Annotated in this window: 16 protein-coding genes and 3 pseudogenes; 13 read left to right on the top strand and 6 right to left on the bottom strand. The window is 67.3% G+C overall.

Going from position 1 to position 20765, the window contains the following annotated elements; translation table 11 throughout:
- Positions 1-9: 9 nt before the first annotated feature.
- From KXD97_RS25565 to KXD97_RS25555, 3 genes and pseudogenes are all read right to left on the bottom strand, one after another.
- A pseudogene (locus KXD97_RS25565) lies at positions 10-617 on the bottom strand (hypothetical protein).
- A gap of 3 nt (positions 618-620) precedes the next feature.
- Complete coding sequence (locus tag KXD97_RS25560) at positions 621-1763, bottom strand: hypothetical protein (RefSeq protein ID WP_260758148.1); 1143 nt, start codon at positions 1761-1763, stop codon at positions 621-623.
- A gap of 109 nt (positions 1764-1872) precedes the next feature.
- Complete coding sequence (locus KXD97_RS25555; protein WP_260753387.1) at positions 1873-3018, bottom strand: hypothetical protein; 1146 nt, start codon at positions 3016-3018, stop codon at positions 1873-1875.
- A 93-nt stretch (positions 3019-3111) separates the two neighbouring features.
- Here KXD97_RS25555 and dop point away from each other — a divergent pair, with 93 nt between their 5' ends.
- The 4 genes from dop to prcA all read left to right on the top strand — a co-directional run bounded on the left by dop (position 3112) and on the right by prcA (position 6590).
- Positions 3112-4620 carry a depupylase/deamidase Dop gene (gene dop, locus KXD97_RS25550; protein ID WP_260753386.1) on the top strand — a complete coding sequence of 503 codons (1509 nt, stop codon included), beginning with the start codon at positions 3112-3114 and terminating at the stop codon, positions 4618-4620.
- A 94-nt stretch (positions 4621-4714) separates the two neighbouring features.
- Positions 4715-4909 carry a ubiquitin-like protein Pup gene (locus tag KXD97_RS25545; RefSeq protein WP_260753385.1) on the top strand — a complete coding sequence of 65 codons (195 nt, stop codon included), beginning with the start codon at positions 4715-4717 and terminating at the stop codon, positions 4907-4909.
- Positions 4906-5838, top strand: a complete 933-nt coding sequence (prcB, locus tag KXD97_RS25540) for a proteasome subunit beta (protein WP_396884557.1) — start codon at positions 4906-4908, stop codon at positions 5836-5838. Before KXD97_RS25545 ends, prcB begins: the two co-directional genes overlap by 4 nt.
- Positions 5835-6590 (top strand): proteasome subunit alpha, encoded by a 756-nt coding sequence (gene prcA / locus KXD97_RS25535; RefSeq protein WP_260753380.1) that lies wholly within the window; start codon positions 5835-5837, stop codon positions 6588-6590. The genes prcB and prcA overlap by 4 nt, the downstream gene beginning before the upstream one ends.
- Here the strand turns inward: prcA and KXD97_RS25530 are convergent.
- Positions 6587-7114, bottom strand: coding sequence for a hypothetical protein (locus KXD97_RS25530; RefSeq protein WP_260753378.1), 528 nt, complete (start codon positions 7112-7114; stop codon positions 6587-6589). The two genes, prcA and KXD97_RS25530, sit on opposite strands and share 4 nt — an antisense overlap.
- A 289-nt stretch (positions 7115-7403) precedes the next feature.
- Between KXD97_RS25530 and KXD97_RS25525 the strand changes: the two genes are divergently transcribed.
- The 4 genes and pseudogenes from KXD97_RS25525 to KXD97_RS25510 all read left to right on the top strand — a co-directional run.
- Positions 7404-9848, top strand: coding sequence for an FAD-dependent oxidoreductase (locus KXD97_RS25525; protein ID WP_260753376.1), 2445 nt, complete (start codon positions 7404-7406; stop codon positions 9846-9848).
- 4 nt (positions 9849-9852) lie between these two features.
- Positions 9853-10986 (top strand): N-methyl-L-tryptophan oxidase, encoded by a 1134-nt coding sequence (gene solA, locus KXD97_RS25520; protein ID WP_260753375.1) that lies wholly within the window; start codon positions 9853-9855, stop codon positions 10984-10986.
- Entirely contained in the window at positions 10983-12119 is a 1137-nt protein-coding gene (locus tag KXD97_RS25515; RefSeq protein WP_260753374.1) for an aromatic ring-hydroxylating dioxygenase subunit alpha, read from the top strand. The genes solA and KXD97_RS25515 overlap by 4 nt, the downstream gene beginning before the upstream one ends.
- 26 nt (positions 12120-12145) lie before the next feature.
- Positions 12146-13551 (top strand): annotated as a pseudogene (locus tag KXD97_RS25510) (aldehyde dehydrogenase family protein); the annotation flags it as partial.
- Between the two features lie 356 nt (positions 13552-13907).
- Here KXD97_RS25510 and KXD97_RS25505 read toward each other — a convergent pair.
- Complete coding sequence (locus KXD97_RS25505) at positions 13908-14135, bottom strand: hypothetical protein (protein ID WP_260758297.1); 228 nt, start codon at positions 14133-14135, stop codon at positions 13908-13910.
- Between the two features lie 405 nt (positions 14136-14540).
- Between KXD97_RS25505 and KXD97_RS25500 the strand changes: the two genes are divergently transcribed.
- Genes KXD97_RS25500 through KXD97_RS25485 form a run of 4 tightly spaced genes read left to right on the top strand, consistent with a single transcriptional unit; the run spans position 14541 to position 18712 of the window.
- A complete protein-coding gene (locus tag KXD97_RS25500; RefSeq protein WP_260753373.1) occupies positions 14541-16934 on the top strand; it encodes a nitric-oxide reductase large subunit in 2394 nt (797 codons plus the stop codon).
- Positions 16931-17575: a hypothetical protein gene (locus KXD97_RS25495; RefSeq protein WP_260753372.1), complete on the top strand. Its 645-nt coding sequence runs from the start codon at positions 16931-16933 to the stop codon at positions 17573-17575. The genes KXD97_RS25500 and KXD97_RS25495 overlap by 4 nt, the downstream gene beginning before the upstream one ends.
- 11 nt (positions 17576-17586) lie before the next feature.
- On the top strand, positions 17587-18399 hold the full coding sequence (locus tag KXD97_RS25490; RefSeq protein WP_396884556.1) for an SPFH domain-containing protein: 813 nt from the start codon (positions 17587-17589) through the stop codon (positions 18397-18399).
- Positions 18392-18712: a hypothetical protein gene (locus KXD97_RS25485; protein WP_260753370.1), complete on the top strand. Its 321-nt coding sequence runs from the start codon at positions 18392-18394 to the stop codon at positions 18710-18712. Before KXD97_RS25490 ends, KXD97_RS25485 begins: the two co-directional genes overlap by 8 nt.
- A gap of 67 nt (positions 18713-18779) precedes the next feature.
- Here the strand turns inward: KXD97_RS25485 and KXD97_RS25480 are convergent.
- Positions 18780-19039 (bottom strand): annotated as a pseudogene (locus tag KXD97_RS25480) (ATPase); the annotation flags it as partial.
- A 65-nt stretch (positions 19040-19104) separates the two neighbouring features.
- On the opposite strand from KXD97_RS25480, the gene KXD97_RS25475 reads away from it, so the two are divergent.
- A complete protein-coding gene (locus KXD97_RS25475; protein WP_260753369.1) occupies positions 19105-20652 on the top strand; it encodes an IS1182 family transposase in 1548 nt (515 codons plus the stop codon).
- Positions 20653-20765: the final 113 nt, after the last annotated feature.

The following is a 20765-nucleotide window of genomic DNA, read 5'->3' as shown; positions in this document are numbered from 1 at the left end:
CGGGGCGGCTCAGGACACCAGCGAGTAGCTGTTGGTCAGATCGTCCTGGAGCACCTGGGCGGGCCGGGAACTGGTGTCGATGCGCAGTGTTCGTCGAGGGTGCGCGCACGATAGGACCATCCGTCGGGCAGCCGAAGGCGGGTGGTCAGGCCGGGCAGGTCGTCGTAGGACAGCGTCGGATCGACCACCTGGCTCCAGGTCTGCATCACCCAGCGCCGCCCATCGGGGTCGACGAGCTCGAAAATCGGTTTGTCCCGGTCGAATACGAAGACGGCGTGGCGTGCGACGGTGTTGGGCAGGTAGGGCGCGGGGTTCATCGACGTCAGGCTGACGGTGGCTTGGCGGACCATGTCGATGCCGCCGAACGTCGCGATCTCGGGCTGCTCGCCCATGTCCTTTTCAATGTGATCCATCAGCCAATAGCGCGGCCCGTTGAGCAGCGCGGCGGTCGCGCCGTGCCGGCCGGCCAGTGCGGCGGGGTCGAGCCGCGACCACAGCTCGGCCGGGCAGTCGTTGAGCGGATAGGTGTTGTACACCGTCGCCGTCGGACCGTCGGGCCCGGTGCTCACCAGGAGCACCTCGCCGTACCGTTTGCCGCGCAACTGCGATGACGACATCTGCTAGCTCCTCGCTTCCATCATGAGGTAGGCGTCGCGGCCCGCCAGGCTGACGGCGACGTCGGCGATCAGCGGTTCGAAGAAGCGCTGCCGGTAGAGCGGGTCGACGCTGGTGCTGACCGTGAAGTACAGCCCGGACAGCACCGCGACGAACAGCGACGTGTGCACCACCGTCTGCGGGATCGGGATGTGCACCCCGAACCACGTTCCCGCACAGGGTGGTTCGCCCACAGTGCAGGTCTGTTCACCGGACCACACGACGGTCATGTCGTAGGGTATCGCGATGACCCCGAGGGCGAGGAAGAACGCGAACAACCCGGCGGTGAACAACACCACCTGGATCGCCTGCGCGACAACCATCACCGCGACCACGTTGACTTGTTCGGCCGCCGACAGTGGGCTGCGGTCGGCGGGGTCGGCACGCACCGATGCCAGCGGGGTACCGGCCAGCAGCGCTGCGGGATCCTGCTGCGCCGAACGGTCCTGGCGCAGTGCCCTCACCTCGTCGCGGATGGTCGCCACCATGAACACCAGCGCCACCACGCTGAAGAATCCGATTGTCTGCCATAGTCGTTCGCGAGTCATCCGCGCCGAGAGCTGCCACAGCTCGCCGGTGAAGTACACCACGACCGTCAGCATCAACAGCGGCAGCGCACGGCTCATCAGCGTGCCCAGCGCCCCTAGCTGAACCCAGGCGAACCGGAAGGCCCACAACGCGATCGACCCAAAACCCAGGTAGGTCAACCAGATCGCGCCCAGCGAGATCAGCACGAACACCGGCGCTTCGGCTGCCGCTGCGCCCGACCAGCCGCTGACGGTCAACGGCATCACCACGATGAAGATCGTGATCACCAGGACGGCGGCCCAGCGGCGCAGCGCCTCCCCGACGCGGGTGCCGAGCCGGTGCAGGACCTCCAGCGCGAACGGGGCGGCCACGAGCACTACGGCGATCCCACTGAGCCGCAACGCGTATCCGTAATCGGGGGTGGCGCCGGTGACGTCGGCCAACAGCATCGTGACCGCCGTCAGCGCACCGACCGCGCTGACCATCGGTGCGGAGCGCTGCACGAGCTTGCGCGCACGGACCCGCCGGGTCAGCACCAGCGGCAAGCCGCGGTGCAGGAACCAGTCGTGGACCTGCCGCATGTCCGACACCGGCACATTGTGCGTGATCGGCGTCCCGAACCGGGGTCAGCGCGCCGGAATCTCCGGCGGCGCCAGTGGAATGAGGCTTCAGCGACAGACCGCCCACCGTTCAGGTGTCCGCGGTCACCGTGCGGTATCGGTCCCTTGCGACCAGGGTGAACCGCAGTTCCTCGAGCAGCGGATGGAGGAACTGCGCGCGGTACTGTTTGTCGGCCACCGCCCGGGCGGCGAGGTACATGAACGTCAGCGCGATCAGGAACATCGTGATCTGGATCAGGGCCTGGGGCACGGGCAGGGTCATGCCCAGCAGTTGACCGTCGGGAGAGCCGCCGTCGGTCAGGGCGGCCAGCAGTTCCGGGCTGATCAGGATCAGGCCGAGAACAAAGAACAGCAGCCCGGTCACCACCGACACCGTCAGCACCTGCACGATCTGCGACATCGCCAGCACGAACCCGACGTTGAGCCGCTCGGCCTTCGACAGCGGCACCCGGCGCGGCCGGTCCGGCATGGTCTCGAACGGCGTCCCGGCCAGGTGCGCGGCGTCCTCGGGCCGCTTGGCGTCCGGGCTGAGGATGGGCTGGATCCGGCTCAGCGTGCTCGACAGCAGGAACGCCACGGCGATCAGCATCAGAAACGACAGTCCGAGCCACAGCCGGGGCCGGCTGATCGTGGACGCCATCGTCCACACCGGGCCATTGAAGAACACCAGCACCGTCAGCAGCATCACCGGCAGCGCGCCGAGCAGCAGGTTGCCCACCGACGCCAGGTTCGCCAGCATCATGCGCACCGCCCAGCCCACAATGGCCCCGATTCCGGTCGCGGTGCACACGAAGATCAGCACCACGATCACGATCTCGCTGACCAGGTCCACCAGGACGCGGGCACTGGGGCCGCCGTAGAAGCCGCCGACCGCGGCGATGCCCAGCGACGCGGCGGACACGATGGCGCGCAGGCGCACGTCCTCCGAGCGCGATACCAGCCAGCCCACCAGCGCCGCGGCCGGCAGCACCAGCAGGATGACCCCGAGCACGAACCACTCTGTGCGGGTCGGGGTGCCGTCGATGTCGATGGTGTGCTTGCCCGTCGCGGCGACGATCAACATCGAGAACGTCATCACCACGGCCAATCCCGCCAACGCGGGCGCCGAGCGGGTCCACACCCGCTGTACCAGCACGCCGGGGCGCAGCACCGCGGGCAGGCCGCGCTGAAGAAACCAGCGTTCCGCCGCGAGACGTCGATCAGTCGTGGGAGCCATCGGGGATCGATCTCACCACGAGCCGCACGTCTACGGAGCTGATCGCCACAGGCTCCCGAGCTCGCCGGTGACCCGACCTCTACCCTTGTCGGTATGCAACGGATCATCGGAACAGAGGTCGAATACGGCATTTCGTCGCCGTCGGATCCGACCGCGAATCCGATCCTGACGTCCACCCAAGCAGTGCTCGCCTACGCGGCCGCCGCGGGTATCCAGCGGGCCAAGCGCACACGCTGGGACTACGAGGTGGAATCTCCGCTGCGCGACGCCCGCGGATTCGACCTGAGCCGCGCGTCGGGGCCGCCGCCGATCGTCGACGCCGACGAGGTCGGCGCGGCCAACATGATCCTGACCAACGGCGCCCGGCTGTACGTCGACCATGCCCACCCCGAGTACTCGGCACCGGAGTGCACCGATCCGATGGACGCCGTGATCTGGGACAAGGCCGGTGAGCGGGTGATGGAGGCCGCCGCCCGGCACGTGGCCAGCGTGCCCGGCGCGGCCAAATTGCAGCTGTACAAGAACAACGTCGACGGCAAGGGCGCGTCCTATGGTTCCCACGAGAACTACCTGATGAGCCGCCAGACGCCGTTCTCGGCGGTGATCGCGGGTCTGACGCCGTTCCTGGTGTCGAGGCAGGTGGTCACCGGGTCCGGCCGGGTCGGCATCGGACCGTCCGGGGACGAGCCCGGCTTCCAGCTTTCCCAGCGCGCCGACTACATCGAGGTCGAGGTCGGTCTGGAGACCACGCTCAAACGCGGCATCATCAACACCCGCGACGAGCCGCACGCCGACGCCGACAAGTACCGCAGGCTGCACGTCATCATCGGTGACGCCAACCTCGCCGAGACGTCGACCTACCTCAAGCTCGGCGCCACCTCGCTGGTGCTCGACCTGATCGAGGACGGTCACCAGATCGGGATCGATCTGTCCGACCTGGCGTTGGCCCGCCCGGTGCACGCCGTGCACGTGCTGTCCCGGGATCCGTCGCTGCGCGCCACCGTGGCGCTGGCCGACGGCCGCGAACTGACGGGTCTGGCGCTGCAACGCATCTATCTCGACCGGGTCGCCAAGCTCGTCGACAGCCGCGACCCCGATCCGCGCGCCGACCACGTGCTGGAGACCTGGGCGCACGTGCTCGATCTTCTCGAGCGGGACCCGATGGAGTGCGCCGACCTGCTGGACTGGCCGGCCAAGCTGCGCCTGCTCGAAGGGTTCCGTAACCGGGAGAACCTCGGCTGGAGCGCGCCGCGGCTGCATCTGGTCGACCTGCAGTACTCGGATGTGCGGTTGGACAAGGGTCTGTACAACCGGCTGGTGGCGCGCGGTTCGATGAAGCGTCTGGTCACCGAACAGCAGGTGCTCGACGCCGTCGACAACCCGCCCACCGACACCCGCGCCTACTTCCGCGGCGAGTGCCTGCGGCGGTTCGGTGCCGACATCGCCGCGGCGAGCTGGGATTCGGTGATCTTCGATCTGGGGGGTGATTCGCTGGTGCGGATTCCCACCCTGGAGCCGCTGCGGGGCAGCAAGGCCCACGTCGGGGCGCTGCTGGATTCCGTCGACAGCGCCGTCGAACTGGTCGAACAGCTCACCACCTGATCGGGCTATCCCGGGCAAACCGAGATCCGACCGGTAGGGTAGAGAAACCGACGGGCGTGTGGTTGGGTGCCCGCAACTTACGCAGGAGGCAGCGATGGCTCAGGAGCAGACCAAGCGTGGCGGCGGAGGCGGCGAAGACGACGACCTCCCCGGCAGCACGGCCGCCGGGCAGGAGCGCCGCGAGAAGCTGACCGACGAGACCGACGACCTGCTGGACGAGATCGACGACGTCCTGGAGGAGAACGCCGAGGACTTCGTGCGAGCGTACGTGCAGAAGGGTGGACAGTGACCTGGCCGGAGCGCGATAACTCGGCCTCCCCGTCGTCCCCACTGTCCGGCGCATACCCTGCTTTTTCTGCCATGCCGATCAGTCGGTCCCACGGCGGGGTGAACCTGTCGTCGTTCTCGGACTTTCTGCGCCATCAGGCGCCGCATCTGCTGCCCGGCAGTGGTGGACCGGGACTGAGCGGACTGCCGACCGAATCCGTGCCGCACGGCACCACGATTGTCGCGCTGAAGTACCCCGGCGGTGTGGTGATGGCCGGGGACCGGCGCGCCACCCAGGGCAACATGATCGCCAGCCGGGACGTGCAGAAGGTCTACATCACCGACGACTACACCGTCACCGGCATCGCGGGCACCGCCGCGATCGCGGTCGAGTTCGCCCGGCTGTACGCGGTGGAACTCGAGCACTACGAGAAGCTCGAAGGCGTCCCGCTGACGTTCCCGGGCAAGGTGAACCGGCTCGCGACCATGGTGCGCGGCAACCTCGGTGCCGCCCTGCAGGGTTTCGTGGCACTGCCGCTACTGGCCGGCTACGACCTCGACGACCCGAATTCCGAAGCCGCAGGTCGAATCGTGTCCTTCGACGCCGCAGGTGGATGGAACTTCGAGGAGGAGGGTTACCAGTCGGTGGGCTCGGGGTCGATCTTCGCGAAGTCCTCGATGAAAAAGCTGTACTCGCAGGTCTCCGATGCCGACTCGGCACTGCGGGTCGCCGTCGAGGCGCTCTACGACGCCGCCGACGATGATTCGGCGACCGGCGGGCCGGACCTGGTGCGGGGCATCTACCCGACCGCGGTGATCATCGGTGCCGACGGTGCCCACGAGGTGCCGGAGGAGAGGATTGCCGGGGTGTGCCGCGAGATCATCGAGAATCGTTCGCGGACAGATACTTTCGGCCACGACGCCCGGCCCACTCGAGGTGACGAGCTGTGAGCTTCCCGTATTTCATCTCGCCCGAGCAGGCGATGCGCGAGCGGTCCGAGCTCGCACGCAAGGGCATCGCCCGCGGCCGCAGCGTGATCGCGCTCGCCTACGCCGACGGGGTGTTGTTCGTGGCGGAAAACCCGTCGCGGTCCTTGCAGAAGGTCAGCGAACTCTACGACCGGGTCGGTTTCGCCGCCGTGGGCCGGTTCAACGAGTTCAACAACCTGCGCAGCGGCGGGATCCGCTTCGCCGATACCCAGGGATACGCCTACTCGCGCCGCGACGTCACCGGCCGCCAGTTGGCCAACGTGTACGCCCAGACCCTCGGCACGATCTTCACCGAGCAGGCCAAGCCCTACGAGGTGGAGTTGTGTGTGGCCGAGGTCGCCCACTACGGCGAGACGAAAGCGCCTGAGCTGTACCGCATCACCTACGACGGCTCGATCGCCGACGAACCACACTTCGTGGTGATGGGCGGGACCACCGAGCCAATCTCGGCCGCGCTCAACGAGTCCTACTCGGAGAACATGAGCCTGGCCGACGCGGTCTCGATCGCGGTCAAGGCTCTCGGCGCCGGCGGCAACGGTGCCGAACCGCGTACTCTCGGGCCCGCCACGCTGGAGGTCGCGATCCTGGATACCAACCGGCCGCGCCGGGCCTTCCGCCGAATCACCGGCTCGGCGCTGGAAGCGCTGCTGCCGCAGCCTGATTCGGGCAGCGGCGACGAGAGCGCGGCAGAAGCGGGCGACGCCGAGGGTTAGTCCGCGGCGTCGCGGTACCGCCGGTGCAGCTGCTGGCGGGAGACACCCAGGACCGCACCGATCTGCCCCCACGACAGGCAGAGTCGGCGCGCGGTGAGCACCGCGTCGTCGTAGCGGCCTTTAGCTCGGGCGAGATCGTCACGCGCATCCCGCAGTTCGCGAATGCTTTGGCCGGTGAAGACGTCCTCCAGGACGGGGTCGGGATAGTCGATGGGGGGCCGGTCGGGCAGGCTGTCGATTTCGGCGAGGGTCTGGGCGACGATGGCCTTGAGTTCGGGATGGTCCTGCCACCACGGCTTGGGGCGAGCGCCTGTCGAATTTTGCACGTCATCATCTGTTGACGCGTCGTCATCTGTTGACGGTTCGCCGAAGTACTCATCGAGGACCCGGCGCTCCGCGGCGGTGCGTGGGGTGGTCCGTTCGGGCAGGCTTTCCAGTTCGGCGAGGGTCTGGGCGACGATGGCCTTGAGTTCGGGATGGTCCTGCCACCACGGCTTGGGGCGAGCGCCTGTCGAATTTTGCACGTCATCATCTGTTGACGCGTCATCACTTGATGACGCGAAAAATTCGGAAGGTGTGTTCGCCCGCCCGAGTTTGTCGGCGCCCACGTCTGCATCGTCCGTCATCCCGGCCCCCTGGTCGCGCTGTCCTGTGTCGCGCTGAGTATGTCCCGCGGTCCCGACAAGGCGGCTTCACAGGAATCCCGAAGGTGTGTCCGTCTTGCGTCAGCTCCGATCAGGATGGATGATCTGTTGCGTATAACGCATCGGGTTGCATAATACGCAACTAATTTCGAGTGGAAGCGGTCTGCGTATGCCCAAAGTCGTCGTGATCGGGGCCGGCATCGTGGGCACGTCATTGGCCGATGAACTGACCGGGCGGGGATGGACCGCTGTCACCGTCGTCGACCGCGGACCGTTGTTCGCCACCGGCGGTTCCACCTCGCACGCGCCCGGCCTGGTGTTCCAGACCAACCCGTCCAAGACCATGACCGAATTCGCGCGGTACACCGTCGAGAAGTTCCGCACGCTACAGCACCCCGAGGGCTGGGCCTTCAACCCGGTCGGCGGGCTGGAGGTGGCCACCACCGCACAACGCTGGTCCGACCTGCACCGCAAGGCCGGCTGGGCCCGGTCTTGGGGCATCGAAGGCCACCTGCTGACCCCGTCCGACTGCGTGCGACTGCACCCGCTCATCGACCGCGATCGCATCCTCGGCGGCTTCCACACCCCCGCAGACGGGCTGGCCAAGGCCCTGCGAGCGGCCGAGGCCCAGGCCCGTCGCGCCGAATCCCGCGGCGCCACCTTTCGCCCCCACACCGAGGTGCTCGGCATCGTCGACGACGGGCGCCGGGTGACCGGAGTGCGCACCGCCGACGGCGTGCTCGCCGCCGACATCGTGGTGTGTGCCGCCGGCTTCTGGGGCGCCCAGCTGGCCCGTCAGGTCGGGCTGGTACTGCCGCTGGTGCCGATGGCCCACCAGTACGCCCGCACCGGCCAGATCGCCCAACTCGTCGGCCGCAACAGCGAACTCGCCGAGGCCGGCCTTCCGATTCTGCGGCACCAGGATCAGGACCTCTACTTCCGCGAACACGTCGACCGGCTCGGGATCGGGTCCTACCGCCACAAGCCGATGCCGGTGGACATGTCCACCCTGCTCGCCGACACCGCGGGCGAGCCGATGCCATCGATGATGCCGTTCACTGAGGAGGACTTCGCGCCCGCCTGGCGCGCTGCCGCCGATTTGATTCCGGCACTGCAGGATTCGAAGGTCGAAGAGGCCTTCAACGGGATCTTCTCGTTCACCCCCGACGGATTCTCCCTGATGGGCGAACACCGCGAACTCCCCGGATTCTGGGTGGCCGAAGCGGTGTGGGTGACCCATTCGGCCGGGGTGGCCAAGGCGACGGCCGAATGGATCATCGACGGCGTTCCGTCGATCGACACCCACGAATGCGACCTGTACCGGTTCGAAGAGGTCGCCCGCAGCCCGAAGTTCGTCATGCAGACCAGTTCGCAGGCGTTCGTCGAGGTCTACGACGTCATCCACCCGCACCAGTACCGCACCGCGCTGCGCGGCCTGCGCACCAGCCCGTTCCACGCCCGGCACAGCGGGCTCGGCGCGTACTTCTACGAGGGTGGCGGCTGGGAGCGGCCGGCCTGGTTCGAGGCCAATGCCGCACTGGCACAGCGTCTGTTCGACGACGGCCTGCCGGTGCCGCGCCGCGACGAGTGGGCCGCGAAGTTCTGGTCACCGATCTCGATCGCCGAGGCGCACTGGACCCGTGAACACGTCGCGATGTACGACATGACCCCGCTGACCCGCTATGAGGTGTCCGGCCCCGGAGCCGCCGAATTCCTGCAGCGGATGACCACCAACAACGTCGACAAGAGCGTCGGATCGGTCACCTACACCCTGATGCTCGACGACAACGGCGGCGTCCGGAGCGATCTCACGGTCACCCGGCTGGCCCGGGACACCTTCCAGGTCGGCGCGAACTCCCCGATGGACTTCGACTGGCTCTCACGTCACCGACCGTCCGACGTCGTGTTGCGTGACATCACCGGCGGCACATGCTGTGTCGGCGTGTGGGGGCCCGCTGCCCGAAACGTCATCGCCCCGCTGTGCCCCGACGACGTGTCCCACGAAGCGTTCAAGTACTTTCGCGCCTTACACACCCACCTCGACGCGATCCCGGTCACCATGCTGCGCGTCTCCTATGTCGGCGAGCTGGGCTGGGAGATCTACACCAGCGCCGAATACGGTGCCGCGCTGTGGGATCTGCTCGCCACGGCCGGCGCGCCGCACGGCATCATCGCGGCCGGGCGGATCGCGTTCAACAGCCTGCGCATCGAGAAGGGCTACCGCAGCTGGGGCACCGACATGACCGCCGAACACCTGCCCGCCGCGGCGGGGCTGGACTTCGCGGTGCGGATGGACAAGCCCGGCGGCTTCGTCGGCAGGGTTGCCCTTGAGCAGGCGTCCGTACCACAGAAGGTGTTGCGCACCATCGTGTTCGATGATCCCGACGCAGCCGTGCTAGGCAAGGAACCGGTATTCGTCGACGACATCCCCGCGGGCTATGTGACCAGCGCAGGCTACTCCGCGACCGTCGGTCGCACCCTGGCCTACGCGTGGCTGCCCGCCCACGCCGGTGTCGGCACCGCCGTCACCGTCGACTACCACGGCACCAGGCATGCTGCCGCCGTCTGCGCCGAACCCGTCGTGGACCCGACGATGGCTCGGATCAGAAGGTAAAGCAATGGCTTTCGACGTCATCGTGATCGGTCTGGGTGGGATGGGCAGTGCCGCGGCCTACCATCTGGCGGCGCGTGGACAGCGGGTCCTCGGACTGGAGAAGTTCGGGCCCGCCCACGACCGGGGCTCCAGCCACGGCGGGTCGCGCATCATCCGGCAGTCCTATTTCGAGGATCCGGCCTATGTCCCACTGCTGCTGCGCGCCTATGAACTGTGGGAGCAGCTGGCCCGCGACAGCGGTCGCGATGTGTTCCGCCTCACCGGTGGGCTGTTCATCGGTCCCCCGGACAGCCTGACAGTCGCAGGCAGCTTACGGGCGAGCCGACAGTGGGGCCTGCCTCACGAGCTTCTGGACGAACACGAGATCCGTTCGCGGTTTCCGAACTTCACCCCCGACGCGGGCGACATCGCGCTCTACGAGGCGAAGGCCGGTTTCGCCCGCCCTGAGCTGACCGTGCAGGCTCACCTCGATCTGGCCGGCAACGCGGGCGCCACCCTGCGTTTCGGCGAGGAGGTGGCCGACTGGAGCGCGACCCCGGACGGGGTCACGGTGCGCACCGCCGCCGGTGTGTACACCGCGGGTCAACTGGTGATCTGTCCCGGCGCGTGGGCCCCGCAACTGCTCGCCCAGTTCGGCATTCCGATCACCGTGGAACGCCAAGTGCTCTACTGGCTTGACCCCATCGGCGGCACCGCCGCGTTCGAAGATCATCCGATCTTCATCGACGAGGACAGCTCCGGCATGCAGAGCTACGGCTTTCCGGCCATCGACGGACCGCGCGGCGGGGTCAAGGTCGCGTTCTTCCGCAAGGGTGTGGAGTGCACACCGGAGACCATCGACCGCACCGTGGGTGAACGCGAGATTCACGAGATGCGCACCCGCGCAGCAGAACTGATCCCCAAGCTGGACGGCCCGTGCCTGCATTCGGCCACTTGCATGTACTCCAACACCCCCGACCAGCACTTTGTGATCGCCCGCCACCCCGACACCGTGAACGTGACGGTGGCGTGCGGATTCTCCGGGCACGGCTTCAAGTTCGTGCCCGTGGTGGGGGAGATCCTGGCCGACCTCGCCCTCTCCGGTGCGACGGCGCACCCGATCTCGCTGTTCGACCCCCGCAGATTGGTGACCGCATGACCGCAAAACTGGCGCCCGCACTGCTGTCCACCCTCGGCGGCCGCTACTACACCAGTGCCGAGGTGTTCGCCGCCGAGCAGGAGCACATCTTCGAGGCCATGTGGTTCTGCGCCGCCCGGTCGGCCGACCTCGCGGACCCCGGCCGGTTCAAGAAGATCCAGGTCGGGCGCGAGAGCGTGTTGCTGGTGCGCGGCCGCGACGGGCTGTTGCGGGCGTTCCTGAACGTGTGCCGTCACCGCGGCGCACAGTTGTGCGTCGAGGCCGAGGGCGAGGTGAAACGCACCCTGCGCTGCCCGTACCACTCGTGGACCTACGCGCTGGACGGCAAGCTCGTCGCCGCGCCCAACATCGGCACCCTGACCGACGACGAGGGCGCACCGATCGACCGGTACCGCTACGGCCTGGTGCCGGTGGCGCTGACCGAGTGGCTCGGCTACGCCTGGGTGTGCCTGGCCGACACCCCGCCACCGTTCGAGGACGTGATGGCCGAGGCCGCCAGGACTCTCGGAGATCCCGACGCGGTCAACCGCTACGGCATCGGCGGACTGGACGTCGGGCACCGCGTCGTCTATGACGTGGCCGCCAACTGGAAGCTCATCGTCGAGAACTTCATGGAGTGCTATCACTGCAGCACCATCCATCCCGAACTGGTCGGGGTGCTGCCGGAGTTCGCCCGCGGCGTCGCGGCACAGGCGAACATCGGCCTCGGCGCGCAGTTCGGCTCCGGGGTGGCCGGGTTCACCGTCGACGGTGGGGCGGGCTTCGACCGGCTGCCCGGCATCAGCGACGAGCAGGACCGGCGCTATTTCGCGATCACCGTCAAACCCACGGTGTTCCTCAACCTGGTGCCAGACCACGTCATCTTCCACCGCATGTACCCGGTCGCACCCGACCGCACGGTGGTGGAGTGCGACTGGCTCTACACCGGTGACGTCGTGGGCTCGGCGCGCGACGTGTCGAACTCCGTGGAACTGTTCCACCGGGTCAACCTCCAGGACTTCGAGGCCTGCGAGCGGACCCAACCGGCGATGTCCTCGCGTGCCTACCGCGACGGCGGGGTACTCGTTCCCGCCGAACACCACCTCGCGGAGTTCCATTCGTGGGTAGTGTCCCGGCTGGCGGCTGCGTTGTAGACACGACGAGAGGGCTCCGGTAGGTCATGGACGGCCAACCCGACCTGTACATCGGCGGCGCCTGGCGGCACGCCTCCGACGGCGGCACGCGCGAGATCATCAACCCCGCCCGCGGCAAGGTCGCCGCGGTCGTCGACGAAGCCACCCCCGAGGACGCCTGCGCTGCGGTCGAGGCCGCCAGGACGGCGTTCGACGACGGCCGCTGGCCGGGCACCCCGGTGACCGAACGTGCCGCACTGCTCGACCGTGTTGCCGACCTGCTGCAGCGTGACAAGGAGGAACTGGCCGCGCTGGAGACCGTCGACACCGGCAAGACGCTGGCCGAGAGCCGCATCGACATCGACGACGTGACCTCGGTTTTCCGGTACTACGCCAAGCTGATCGGCGTCGAATCCGACCGCGTCGTCGACGTCGGCGACCCTGCAGTGGTCAGTCGCGTGGTGCGTGAACCGATCGGGGTGTGCGTGCTCATCGCCCCGTGGAACTATCCGCTGCTGCAGATGTCGTGGAAGGTGGCCCCGGCCCTGGCGGCGGGCGCCACGATGGTCGCCAAACCGAGCGAGGTCACGCCGCTGACCACGATCGCGTTCGTCCGGCTGCTCGCCGAGGCCGGGGTGCCGCCCGGGGTGGTGAACCTGGTGCAGGGCAGCGGCGCCAGGCTCGGCGCGGCGCTCACCGACAACCCGGCCGTCGACTTCATTTCGTTCACTGGGGGACTGGCCACCGGACGCGCCATCGCCAGGGCCGCCGCCGAGCACGTCACCAAAGTCGCTCTTGAGCTCGGCGGCAAGAACCCGCACATCGTGTTCGCCGACATCGGGGATTCGGGATGGGACGCAGCGGTCGACCACGTCCTGACCGGGGTGTTCCTGCATTCGGGTCAGGTCTGCTCGGCGGGCACACGGTTGATCGTCGAAGAGTCCATCGCCGACGACTTCGTCGCCGCAGTCGCCGCGCGGGCCGGGAAGATCCGGATGGGGGACGGGCTGGACCCGGCCAGCGAGACCGGACCATTGGTGTCCGAGCAGCACCGTACGAAGGTGGAATCCTATGTGCAACTGGGAATTTCCGAAGGTGCCCGACTGGTGTGCGGCGGGCGTCGGCCGGACGAACCCGCGCTGGCCGACGGGTATTTCTTCCTGCCCACCATCTTCGACGGCTGTGAGCGGTCGATGCGGATCGTGGCCGAGGAGACGTTCGGCCCGATACTGACGCGGTCGAGCGGTTCACCACCGAGGACGAGGCGATCGCTCTCGGCAACGACACGGAGTACGGTCTTGCCGCCGGCGTCCGGACCTCGGACCCGGCGCGGGGCGAACGTGTAGTGCGGGCACTGCGGCACGGCACGGTGTGGCTCAACGACTTCGGCTACTACACCGCCTCGGCGGAATGGGGCGGATTCGGCAGGTCGGGCAACGGTCGGGAGCTAGGGCGTGTCTCCCATATGGCGTGTCCAGATGATGCACGCGCTGAGGACTACGGCGGCGCGGTAGACGATGGCGAGCTTGTCGTAGCGGGTGGCCAGTCCGCGCCATTGTTTGAGCAGGGCGCGACCGCCGGCGTTCGACGAGATCCGCTACAAGCAGCGCAATCTCGTCGAACGATCTTTCGACCGCATCGCGTACCCGCACTTTGGGCAGGGCGAATGGAGATGAGGATGGGTGGAACCCCCGACGCTCATGCCCACGTCTTGCCTCCAAGCGTGACGGCTCCGCTGGACAGCAATCGGCACCTTCTCCCCGATAACCGTGCTCCGATGGCGACCAACATCTGCTTGGGATTCCCTTTTTATAGCCGAGCGCCCGACGGAGCCAACCGTGCCAACGCCTCCCGGAACGCCGGATTCGGGCGAGCGCGCGGGAGCACCCGCATGACTGCGTCGAGCGCCTCGTGCGCGCCTACTCCCCGAAGGCCCGCCCCGTACAGCGCCGCGACGGACGGTGTCCGGCTCTGGGCCTCGACGCAGTGCAACAGCACCGTCTTGCCCTCCGCGCGGAACCGCTCGACTGCCCGCACTGACTGTCGCGGATCCGCGGATGACGTCGAGCACCGCGGTGTCCGCGCATTCGGCTTGCACCGTTCCGGTCCAGCCAAGCTCTGCCGACCGCGCTGAGTACCGGTACGAAGACTCGCCACGCTGCACGAGCGCGATCACGACCGACAGCATCGGACGTGGTCGTGCGGGCACGATGTCGACCGGCCGCACAGCTGCCGTGGGTTTGGGTGCCATCTCCGTCTCCTCCCCAGGTGGATAGCGATGACGGCACTGTATGAGGCACCTCTGACATTTCGGCCGCCGGCGGAGCGCGGATCCGGCCCAATGGACGCGCGTCGCCGGAACATCGAGAACTTTCGCGTCGAGTTGGCTAAGTTGTCTTCCTGGACGCTACGAATCTGACATCGAGCATGCCGGGGGTGGCAATGACCGATCAGTTCTTGGAACCGGCTCCGTCGAAAGCGGAACTCGCCATCTCGAAGGGGTGGGTGCAGGGCGTCGCCCTGGTGTTGGTGTTCGGCTTCACGGTCATGGGGCTGTTGGCCGCCCGCACGTACTCCGACTCCATGCCGCTGCCGCAGCGCGTCGTCGCGCCGGACGGGCAGACGCTGTTCACCGAGGCGCAGATCACCGCCGGGCAACAGACCTTCCTGCGGCGTGGACTCCAGCAATACGGGTCGGTGATGGGCCACGGGGGCTACCTCGGACCCGACTACACCGCCGAGTACCTCCGTCTGTCCGCCGACCACGTCGGCGACGAACTGCGGAACTCCGGTGCGCAGGATCCGACGGCCGGGGTAGTCGAGATCATGCGGACCAACCGCTACGACGAGGCCAGCGGGACTCTGCAATTCACCGCCGAGCAGGTCAGTGCATTCGAAGCAATCCGTGCCTACTACGCTGATTATTTCGGCACCGACTCGACGGAGCACGGCTTGATCCCGCGCGTCATCACCGACCCGCAGGAGATCCACGAGCTGACCGCATTTTTCGCGTGGACGGCGTGGGCCAGCGCCGCGGAACGGGACGGCCACGCCTACTCGTACACGAACAACTGGCCGCCCGAACAGCGGGTCAACAACACGCCGACCGCCGACATCCTGGTTTGGTCGGCAATGTCGCTGATCGCACTGCTGGCCGGGCTGGGTGCCCTTTTCGCCCTCTACGGCCGGTGGAGCCGCAAGATCGGCTGGCATGCCACCGAAACACCGTCGCTGGCCTTCCGCCAGCCCGGCCAGGTGGCGATCACCCCGTCGCAGAAGGCGACCGCGTGGTTCTTCCTCGTCGTCGCGGTGCTCTTCCTCGCCCAAGCGATCCTCGGTGGGGCCATCGAGCATTACCGGGCCGAACTGAGCAACTTCTTCGGTCTGGACCTGGCCCAGATCCTGCCGTTCAACCTGGCGCGGACCTGGCATGTCCAACTGTCGCTGCTGTGGACGGCGGCCTCGTTCCTGGCCGCGGGAATCTTCCTGGCCCCGATCATCTCCGGACGCGAACCTCGCCGGCAGTCGTGGCTGACCTACGGACTGCTCGGCGCACTGTTCGTCGTCGTGGTCGGCACGCTGGTGGGCACGGCGCTGAGCACCTTCGGCGTCGAATGGGCCAAGGGCTCTATCTTCTTCGACCAGCAGTGGGAATACCTCGACCTGCCCCGGTTCTGGCAGGCCCTGCTCGTCATCGGGCTGTTCCTGTGGATGGCGATCATCTTCCGGTCGATCCGCTCCCGGTTGAAGACCGAGAGCAAACTGAACATGCCGTGGCTGTTCTTCTACGCAGGCCTGGCGATCCCCGCGTTCTACGCGGTCGGCATGCTCGCCGGCACCGAGACGCACCTGACGGTCGCCGAATTCTGGCGCTTCTGGGTGGTGCATCTGTGGGTCGAGGACTTCCTCGAACTGTTCACCACCGTGATGGTTGCCTACATCTTCGTGATGTTGGGTGTGGTGCGACGCAAGATCGCCATCCAGCTGATCTTCCTCGACGTCATCCTCTACTCGGTGGGCGGCGTACTCGGGACCATGCACCACCTGTACTTCTCCGGTACGCCGGTCGAGCACATGGCGCTGGGTGCCTTCTTCTCCGCGCTCGAAGTGATCCCGCTGACCTTCCTGACCGTGGAGGCGTGGACGTTCCTGCAGCTGGGCTCCCGGCAGCAGTCCCGCAGCAGCGCCCCGTTCCCGCATCGGTGGGCGGTGATGTTCCTTGTCGCGGTGGGCTTCTGGAACTTCGTCGGTGCCGGAGTGTTCGGCTTCCTGATCAACCTGCCGATCGTGTCGTACTACCAGATCGGCACCGCGCTGACCGCGAACCATGCGCACGGCGCCATGATGGGCGTCTACGGCATGCTCGCCGTCGGGCTGGCGCTATTCGCGTTGCGCTACATCATCCCGCCGGAGCGATGGCCGGACAAGCTGGCGAAACTGTCGTTCTGGTCGCTGAACATCGGCCTGGCGTGGATGGTCTTCGCGACTCTGCTTCCGCTCGGTGTCCTGCAGCTGTGGCACTCGGTCAACGACGGCTATTACGAAGCCCGCACGCTGAACTACATCACGCAGTCGGGCAACGTCGTGCTCGAGTGGCTGCGCATGCCCGGCGACTTCCTGTTCATCCTGGGCGGCGTCCTGCCGTTTGTGTGGATCGCATGGCTCGGCGTCCGCTACGGGATCAAGGCGACCACCCACACCCTGCCCGCCGAGACCCTGTTCGTGGAGGAACATGCCGAGGCGGCCGAAGACCGCACCGGCGTGGTGCTGCCGGAGCGCAGCCGCTATGCCTCCGACAATCGGGCGATCACCGACGACAGCGGAGGCAGCACGTGATCGCCGGCATCGGGATCGCCGCGTGGCTGACCATCGCCTACGGGGTGCTGCTCGTCCTTGTCGCGTACGGCATCGACATGTTCGCCCGACGCGCCGCGGCGAAGGTGGAACAACACCGATCCGGCGGCTTCCTCTACCACGAGGACCACGACGCTTGGCAATGCCCACAGGATCAGTGGTTGTGGCCCACGTCTTTTGACCCGGACAACCGGGTGATGCGGTATCGGGGCACCCCGACTGTCTGCAACGCCTGCCCAGTCAAAGAAAGCTGCACCACCTCCCACGACGGCCGCGAGATGAGCCGCGCCATCGACAACTGGCCGGCATCGGAGTCGGCACGCTTCCACCGCGGGATCGCCTGTGCTATCGGCGTCATCGCGGTGATTTTGCCGCTGGCGACCGCGCTGGCCTCCGACACCGCCGCCGAGGCCCTGCTGCTGGTCGGCTCGGCCGTGGTGTTCGTGGTGGTGACGCTGCCGCTGTGGTCGCACCTGCGCCGCACCCCGGCGGTGCCGGTCGGGGTGAGCTTTGCCTCCCTCGACGAGAACCTCGAGGAACGAAAACGCATTGCCGAGAACGAGGTTCGACGCCGCACGTCCTATGCGTCGGACCGGCGAGCCGAGCGTCGGGAGATGCACTGATGGAGGCCTGGATGGTTGTTCTCGCCTTCCTGATCCTGGTGTTGCTGGTGCTTGCGGTCGCCTCGATCCGGATCGTCAAGGAGTACGAGCGCGGTGTCGCCTTCCGTCTCGGCCGGCTACGGGGACCTCTCGGACCCGGCATCGTGATCGTGGTGCCGGGCATCGACAAACTCGTGCGGGTCGATCTGCGGACCGTGACGCTGACCATCCCGCCGCAGGAAGTGATCACCCGCGACAACGTCACCGCACGGGTCAACGCTGTGGTCCTCTTCCGGGTCACCGAGCCCACCAAATCGGTGATGGCCGTGGAGAACTTCGCGGTCGCGACGTCACAGATCGCCCAGACCACGCTGCGCTCGGTCGTCGGACGCGCCGACCTCGACACCCTGCTGGCCCACCGGGCCGACCTCAACGAGGATCTCGCCGCCTCCATCGCCAAGCAGACCGAGCCCTGGGGCATCCTCGTCGAAGTCGTCGAGATCAAGGACGTCGAGATCCCGGAGATGATGCAACGGGCGATGGCCCGGGAGGCCGAAGCCGAGCGGGAACGACGCGCCAAGGTGATCAGCGCTCATGGAGAACTCCAAGCCTCGGCCGAATTACGCGACGCGGCAATCACACTCAGCGAGAGCCCCGCCTCGCTGCAGCTGCGCTACCTGCAGACCCTGCTGGAACTGGGCGCCGACCAGAACTCGACGGTTGTGTTCCCGATCCCGATCGACATCGTCCGCCCGTTCCTCGAAGGCGGACAGACAACGTCGTCGTCCGACAGGTCGAGCGGCGACACCGTCCCCCACATCAGGAGGGTGAAATCCGATGAGTGACAGCGTAGCTGACCAGGCGCAGACGACCGACGATGCGCCAGCTCCGGGACGGCCCGTCGTGCTCGAGCCGACCCCGCCCGGTCTGTGGCGCGCGCTGCTGGGCGGCTCGGTAGCGGTGTTGGCGCCGCTGTTCGGATTCCTCGTCGGCGGCATGATCGGAGCCGGCGAGCCCGGCGATGCCGTGGACCCACTGTTCCTGGCGCTGTTCATCGGCATCGTGATCGGCGGGATCGGCGTACTCGTCGCGTTGTCCGGCGGCGCCCGGATGTGGCGGCACTTCCACCACCAAGCAGAACTCGATCCCACCGCCTGAGGCGATCGCCCGCGGCGCGACTGCCAGGTGCCGCCGTTCTTTCATATGCGCCCGGTCGGCGTCGACGTCACCTGTGCGGCCAGCGACCGACGAGAGGAGACGGAGTCCAAGAGGGCCACGTGGGTTGACCCACGGCGGTGCCGGCAGCGAGTTGAGCAACGATACGCGGACCGCGGATCGCGCTGTTGTCGTAGAACGTTGCCTCGTCCGCGCGGCGGGCGGCCGTGGCGACCAGATCCCAAAGCCGTTGATAACGCGCGCGAATCTTGTCTCCGGGTACCACGTGGCCCCGGCCTGTACGCGGTATCGGACACGCTGCACAGCTAGGAGTCTGCTGAATTAATCCGGCGTGGTGGCGGGGTTTGTGGCTGGGTTCTCGAGATGATTAATGGATGCAGGGGCATTCTGAGGATCAGCGTGAGCTGTTGGATGCGGAGTCGGTTGCCGGGCATCTGCTGAAGTCCGACAGCATGTTTGTATTCCTGGCCGAACACCGCCACGAGTTGTTTCCCGAGGCGATGTTCGCTGATCTTTTCCCGTCGCGGCGGGGGCGTCCGAGCGTGCCGGCCGAGGTGATGGCCTCGGTGATCACCTTGCAGGCCCTGCACGGGCTCTCTGATAGCGAGACCGTGGACGCGGTCACCTTCGATCTGCGCTGGAAAGCCGCGTGCGGGTTGGCGGTGACCGCGCCGGCGTTTCACTCGACCACGCTGACCTATTGGCGGCGCCGGCTGGCGGCCTCGCAGGCGCCGGACCGGATCTTTGAGGCGGTCAAGGCCGTCGTGGCGCAGACCGGTGTGTTGGCCAAAAAGACGCGGCGAGCGTTGGACTCCACCGTGCTCGATGATGCGGTGTCCACCCAGGACACCGTAACCCAGCTGATCGCTGCGATCCGCCGGGTCGGGCGCGAAGTCCCAGGGGCCGGCGAGGTGATCACCACTTACTGCACCGCCCACGATTACAGCGATCCGGGTAAACCGGCGATCGCCTGGAACGACAGAACCGCCCGCGACCAGCTTGTCGACGCCTTGGTCGGCGATGCGCACCGGCTGCTGGGGCATCTGCCCGACCAGGAACTGGGCCCGCGCGCCGCTGAGGCGGTGTCGTTGTTGGCGCTGGTCGCCGGCCAGGACGTCGAACCGGTCGAGGGTTCTGATGGCACCGACGGGCAGTGGCGCATCGCGCAGAAGGTGGCCGGTGATCGGGTGATCTCTACCGTGGATCCCGAAGCCCGCCATGCCCATAAGACGGTGCATCGCCGCCAGGACGGATACAAGGCCCACATCGCGGTCGAACCTGATACCGGGATCATCACCGACTGCGCGCTGACCAAGGCAAGCGGACAAGACAATCACGAAGCCGTCATCGGACTGGCGCTGCTGGCACACGAGACGACGGCGGTGCGGGTGCTCGGCGATTCGGCCTACGGCACCGGTCAGGCACGGGCGACGCTGGCCGAGCTCAAGCATGTCGCCGTGATCAAACCGCTCCCGCTGAGAACCCCGGTCCCGGGTGGGTTCACCAGCGATGACTTCACCATCGATTTCGCGGCCCGTACCGTGACGTGTCCGGCCGAGCACACCATCCCCATCGGGCCTAGCGGTGGAGCCGCATTCGAAAAGCATTGCCGGTCATGCGCTTTGAGGCACCTGTGCACCACCGCAGTGCGTGGGCGAAAGCTCACCATCAGCGAACACGAACCGCACCTACGTGCCGCCCGGGCCATCGCGCGCACACCCGAATGGCAGGCCGAGTACCGCCAACACCGCCCCATGGTGGAACGCTCGATCGCCTGGTTGACCCGCGGCAACCGCAAAGTCCGCTACCGCGGCGTCAGCAAGAACAACCACTGGCTGCACCACCGCGCCGCCGCATTGAACCTGCGCCGCCTGATCAGCATGGGCCTGACCCACACCGGCACCACCTGGGCCATCGCCTAAGCCCAGACATCCCGGCGGCCTTGCGGCGCGAACATCGGATTGCCACGCCCCAAACGGCGGGGCAATCCCGAATCTGTCGGCCTGCCTGTGACTTCACACACGCGCCGACGAGC

The organism is Mycobacterium sp. SMC-8 (genome assembly GCF_025263565.1).
Classification (GTDB): Bacteria; Actinomycetota; Actinomycetes; order Mycobacteriales; family Mycobacteriaceae; genus Mycobacterium.
This window is presented reverse-complemented; position numbering and strand designations above follow the sequence as displayed.

Bases quoted from the DNA above. Each gene is read 5' to 3' on its own strand.
- KXD97_RS25560 (WP_260758148.1), bottom strand. From the start codon at position 1,763: ATGCGGCAGGTCCACGACTGGTTCCTGCACCGCGGCTTGCCGCTGGTG.
- KXD97_RS25555 (WP_260753387.1), bottom strand. From the start codon at position 3,018: ATGGCTCCCACGACTGATCGACGTCTCGCGGCGGAACGCTGGTTTCTT.
- dop (WP_260753386.1), top strand. From the start codon at position 3,112: ATGCAACGGATCATCGGAACAGAGGTCGAATACGGCATTTCGTCGCCG.
- KXD97_RS25545 (WP_260753385.1), top strand. From the start codon at position 4,715: ATGGCTCAGGAGCAGACCAAGCGTGGCGGCGGAGGCGGCGAAGACGAC.
- KXD97_RS25525 (WP_260753376.1), top strand. From the start codon at position 7,404: ATGCCCAAAGTCGTCGTGATCGGGGCCGGCATCGTGGGCACGTCATTG.
- solA (WP_260753375.1), top strand. From the start codon at position 9,853: ATGGCTTTCGACGTCATCGTGATCGGTCTGGGTGGGATGGGCAGTGCC.
- KXD97_RS25515 (WP_260753374.1), top strand. From the start codon at position 10,983: ATGACCGCAAAACTGGCGCCCGCACTGCTGTCCACCCTCGGCGGCCGC.
- KXD97_RS25500 (WP_260753373.1), top strand. From the start codon at position 14,541: ATGACCGATCAGTTCTTGGAACCGGCTCCGTCGAAAGCGGAACTCGCC.
- KXD97_RS25490 (WP_396884556.1), top strand. From the start codon at position 17,587: ATGGTTGTTCTCGCCTTCCTGATCCTGGTGTTGCTGGTGCTTGCGGTC.
- KXD97_RS25485 (WP_260753370.1), top strand. From the start codon at position 18,392: ATGAGTGACAGCGTAGCTGACCAGGCGCAGACGACCGACGATGCGCCA.
- KXD97_RS25475 (WP_260753369.1), top strand. From the start codon at position 19,105: ATGCAGGGGCATTCTGAGGATCAGCGTGAGCTGTTGGATGCGGAGTCG.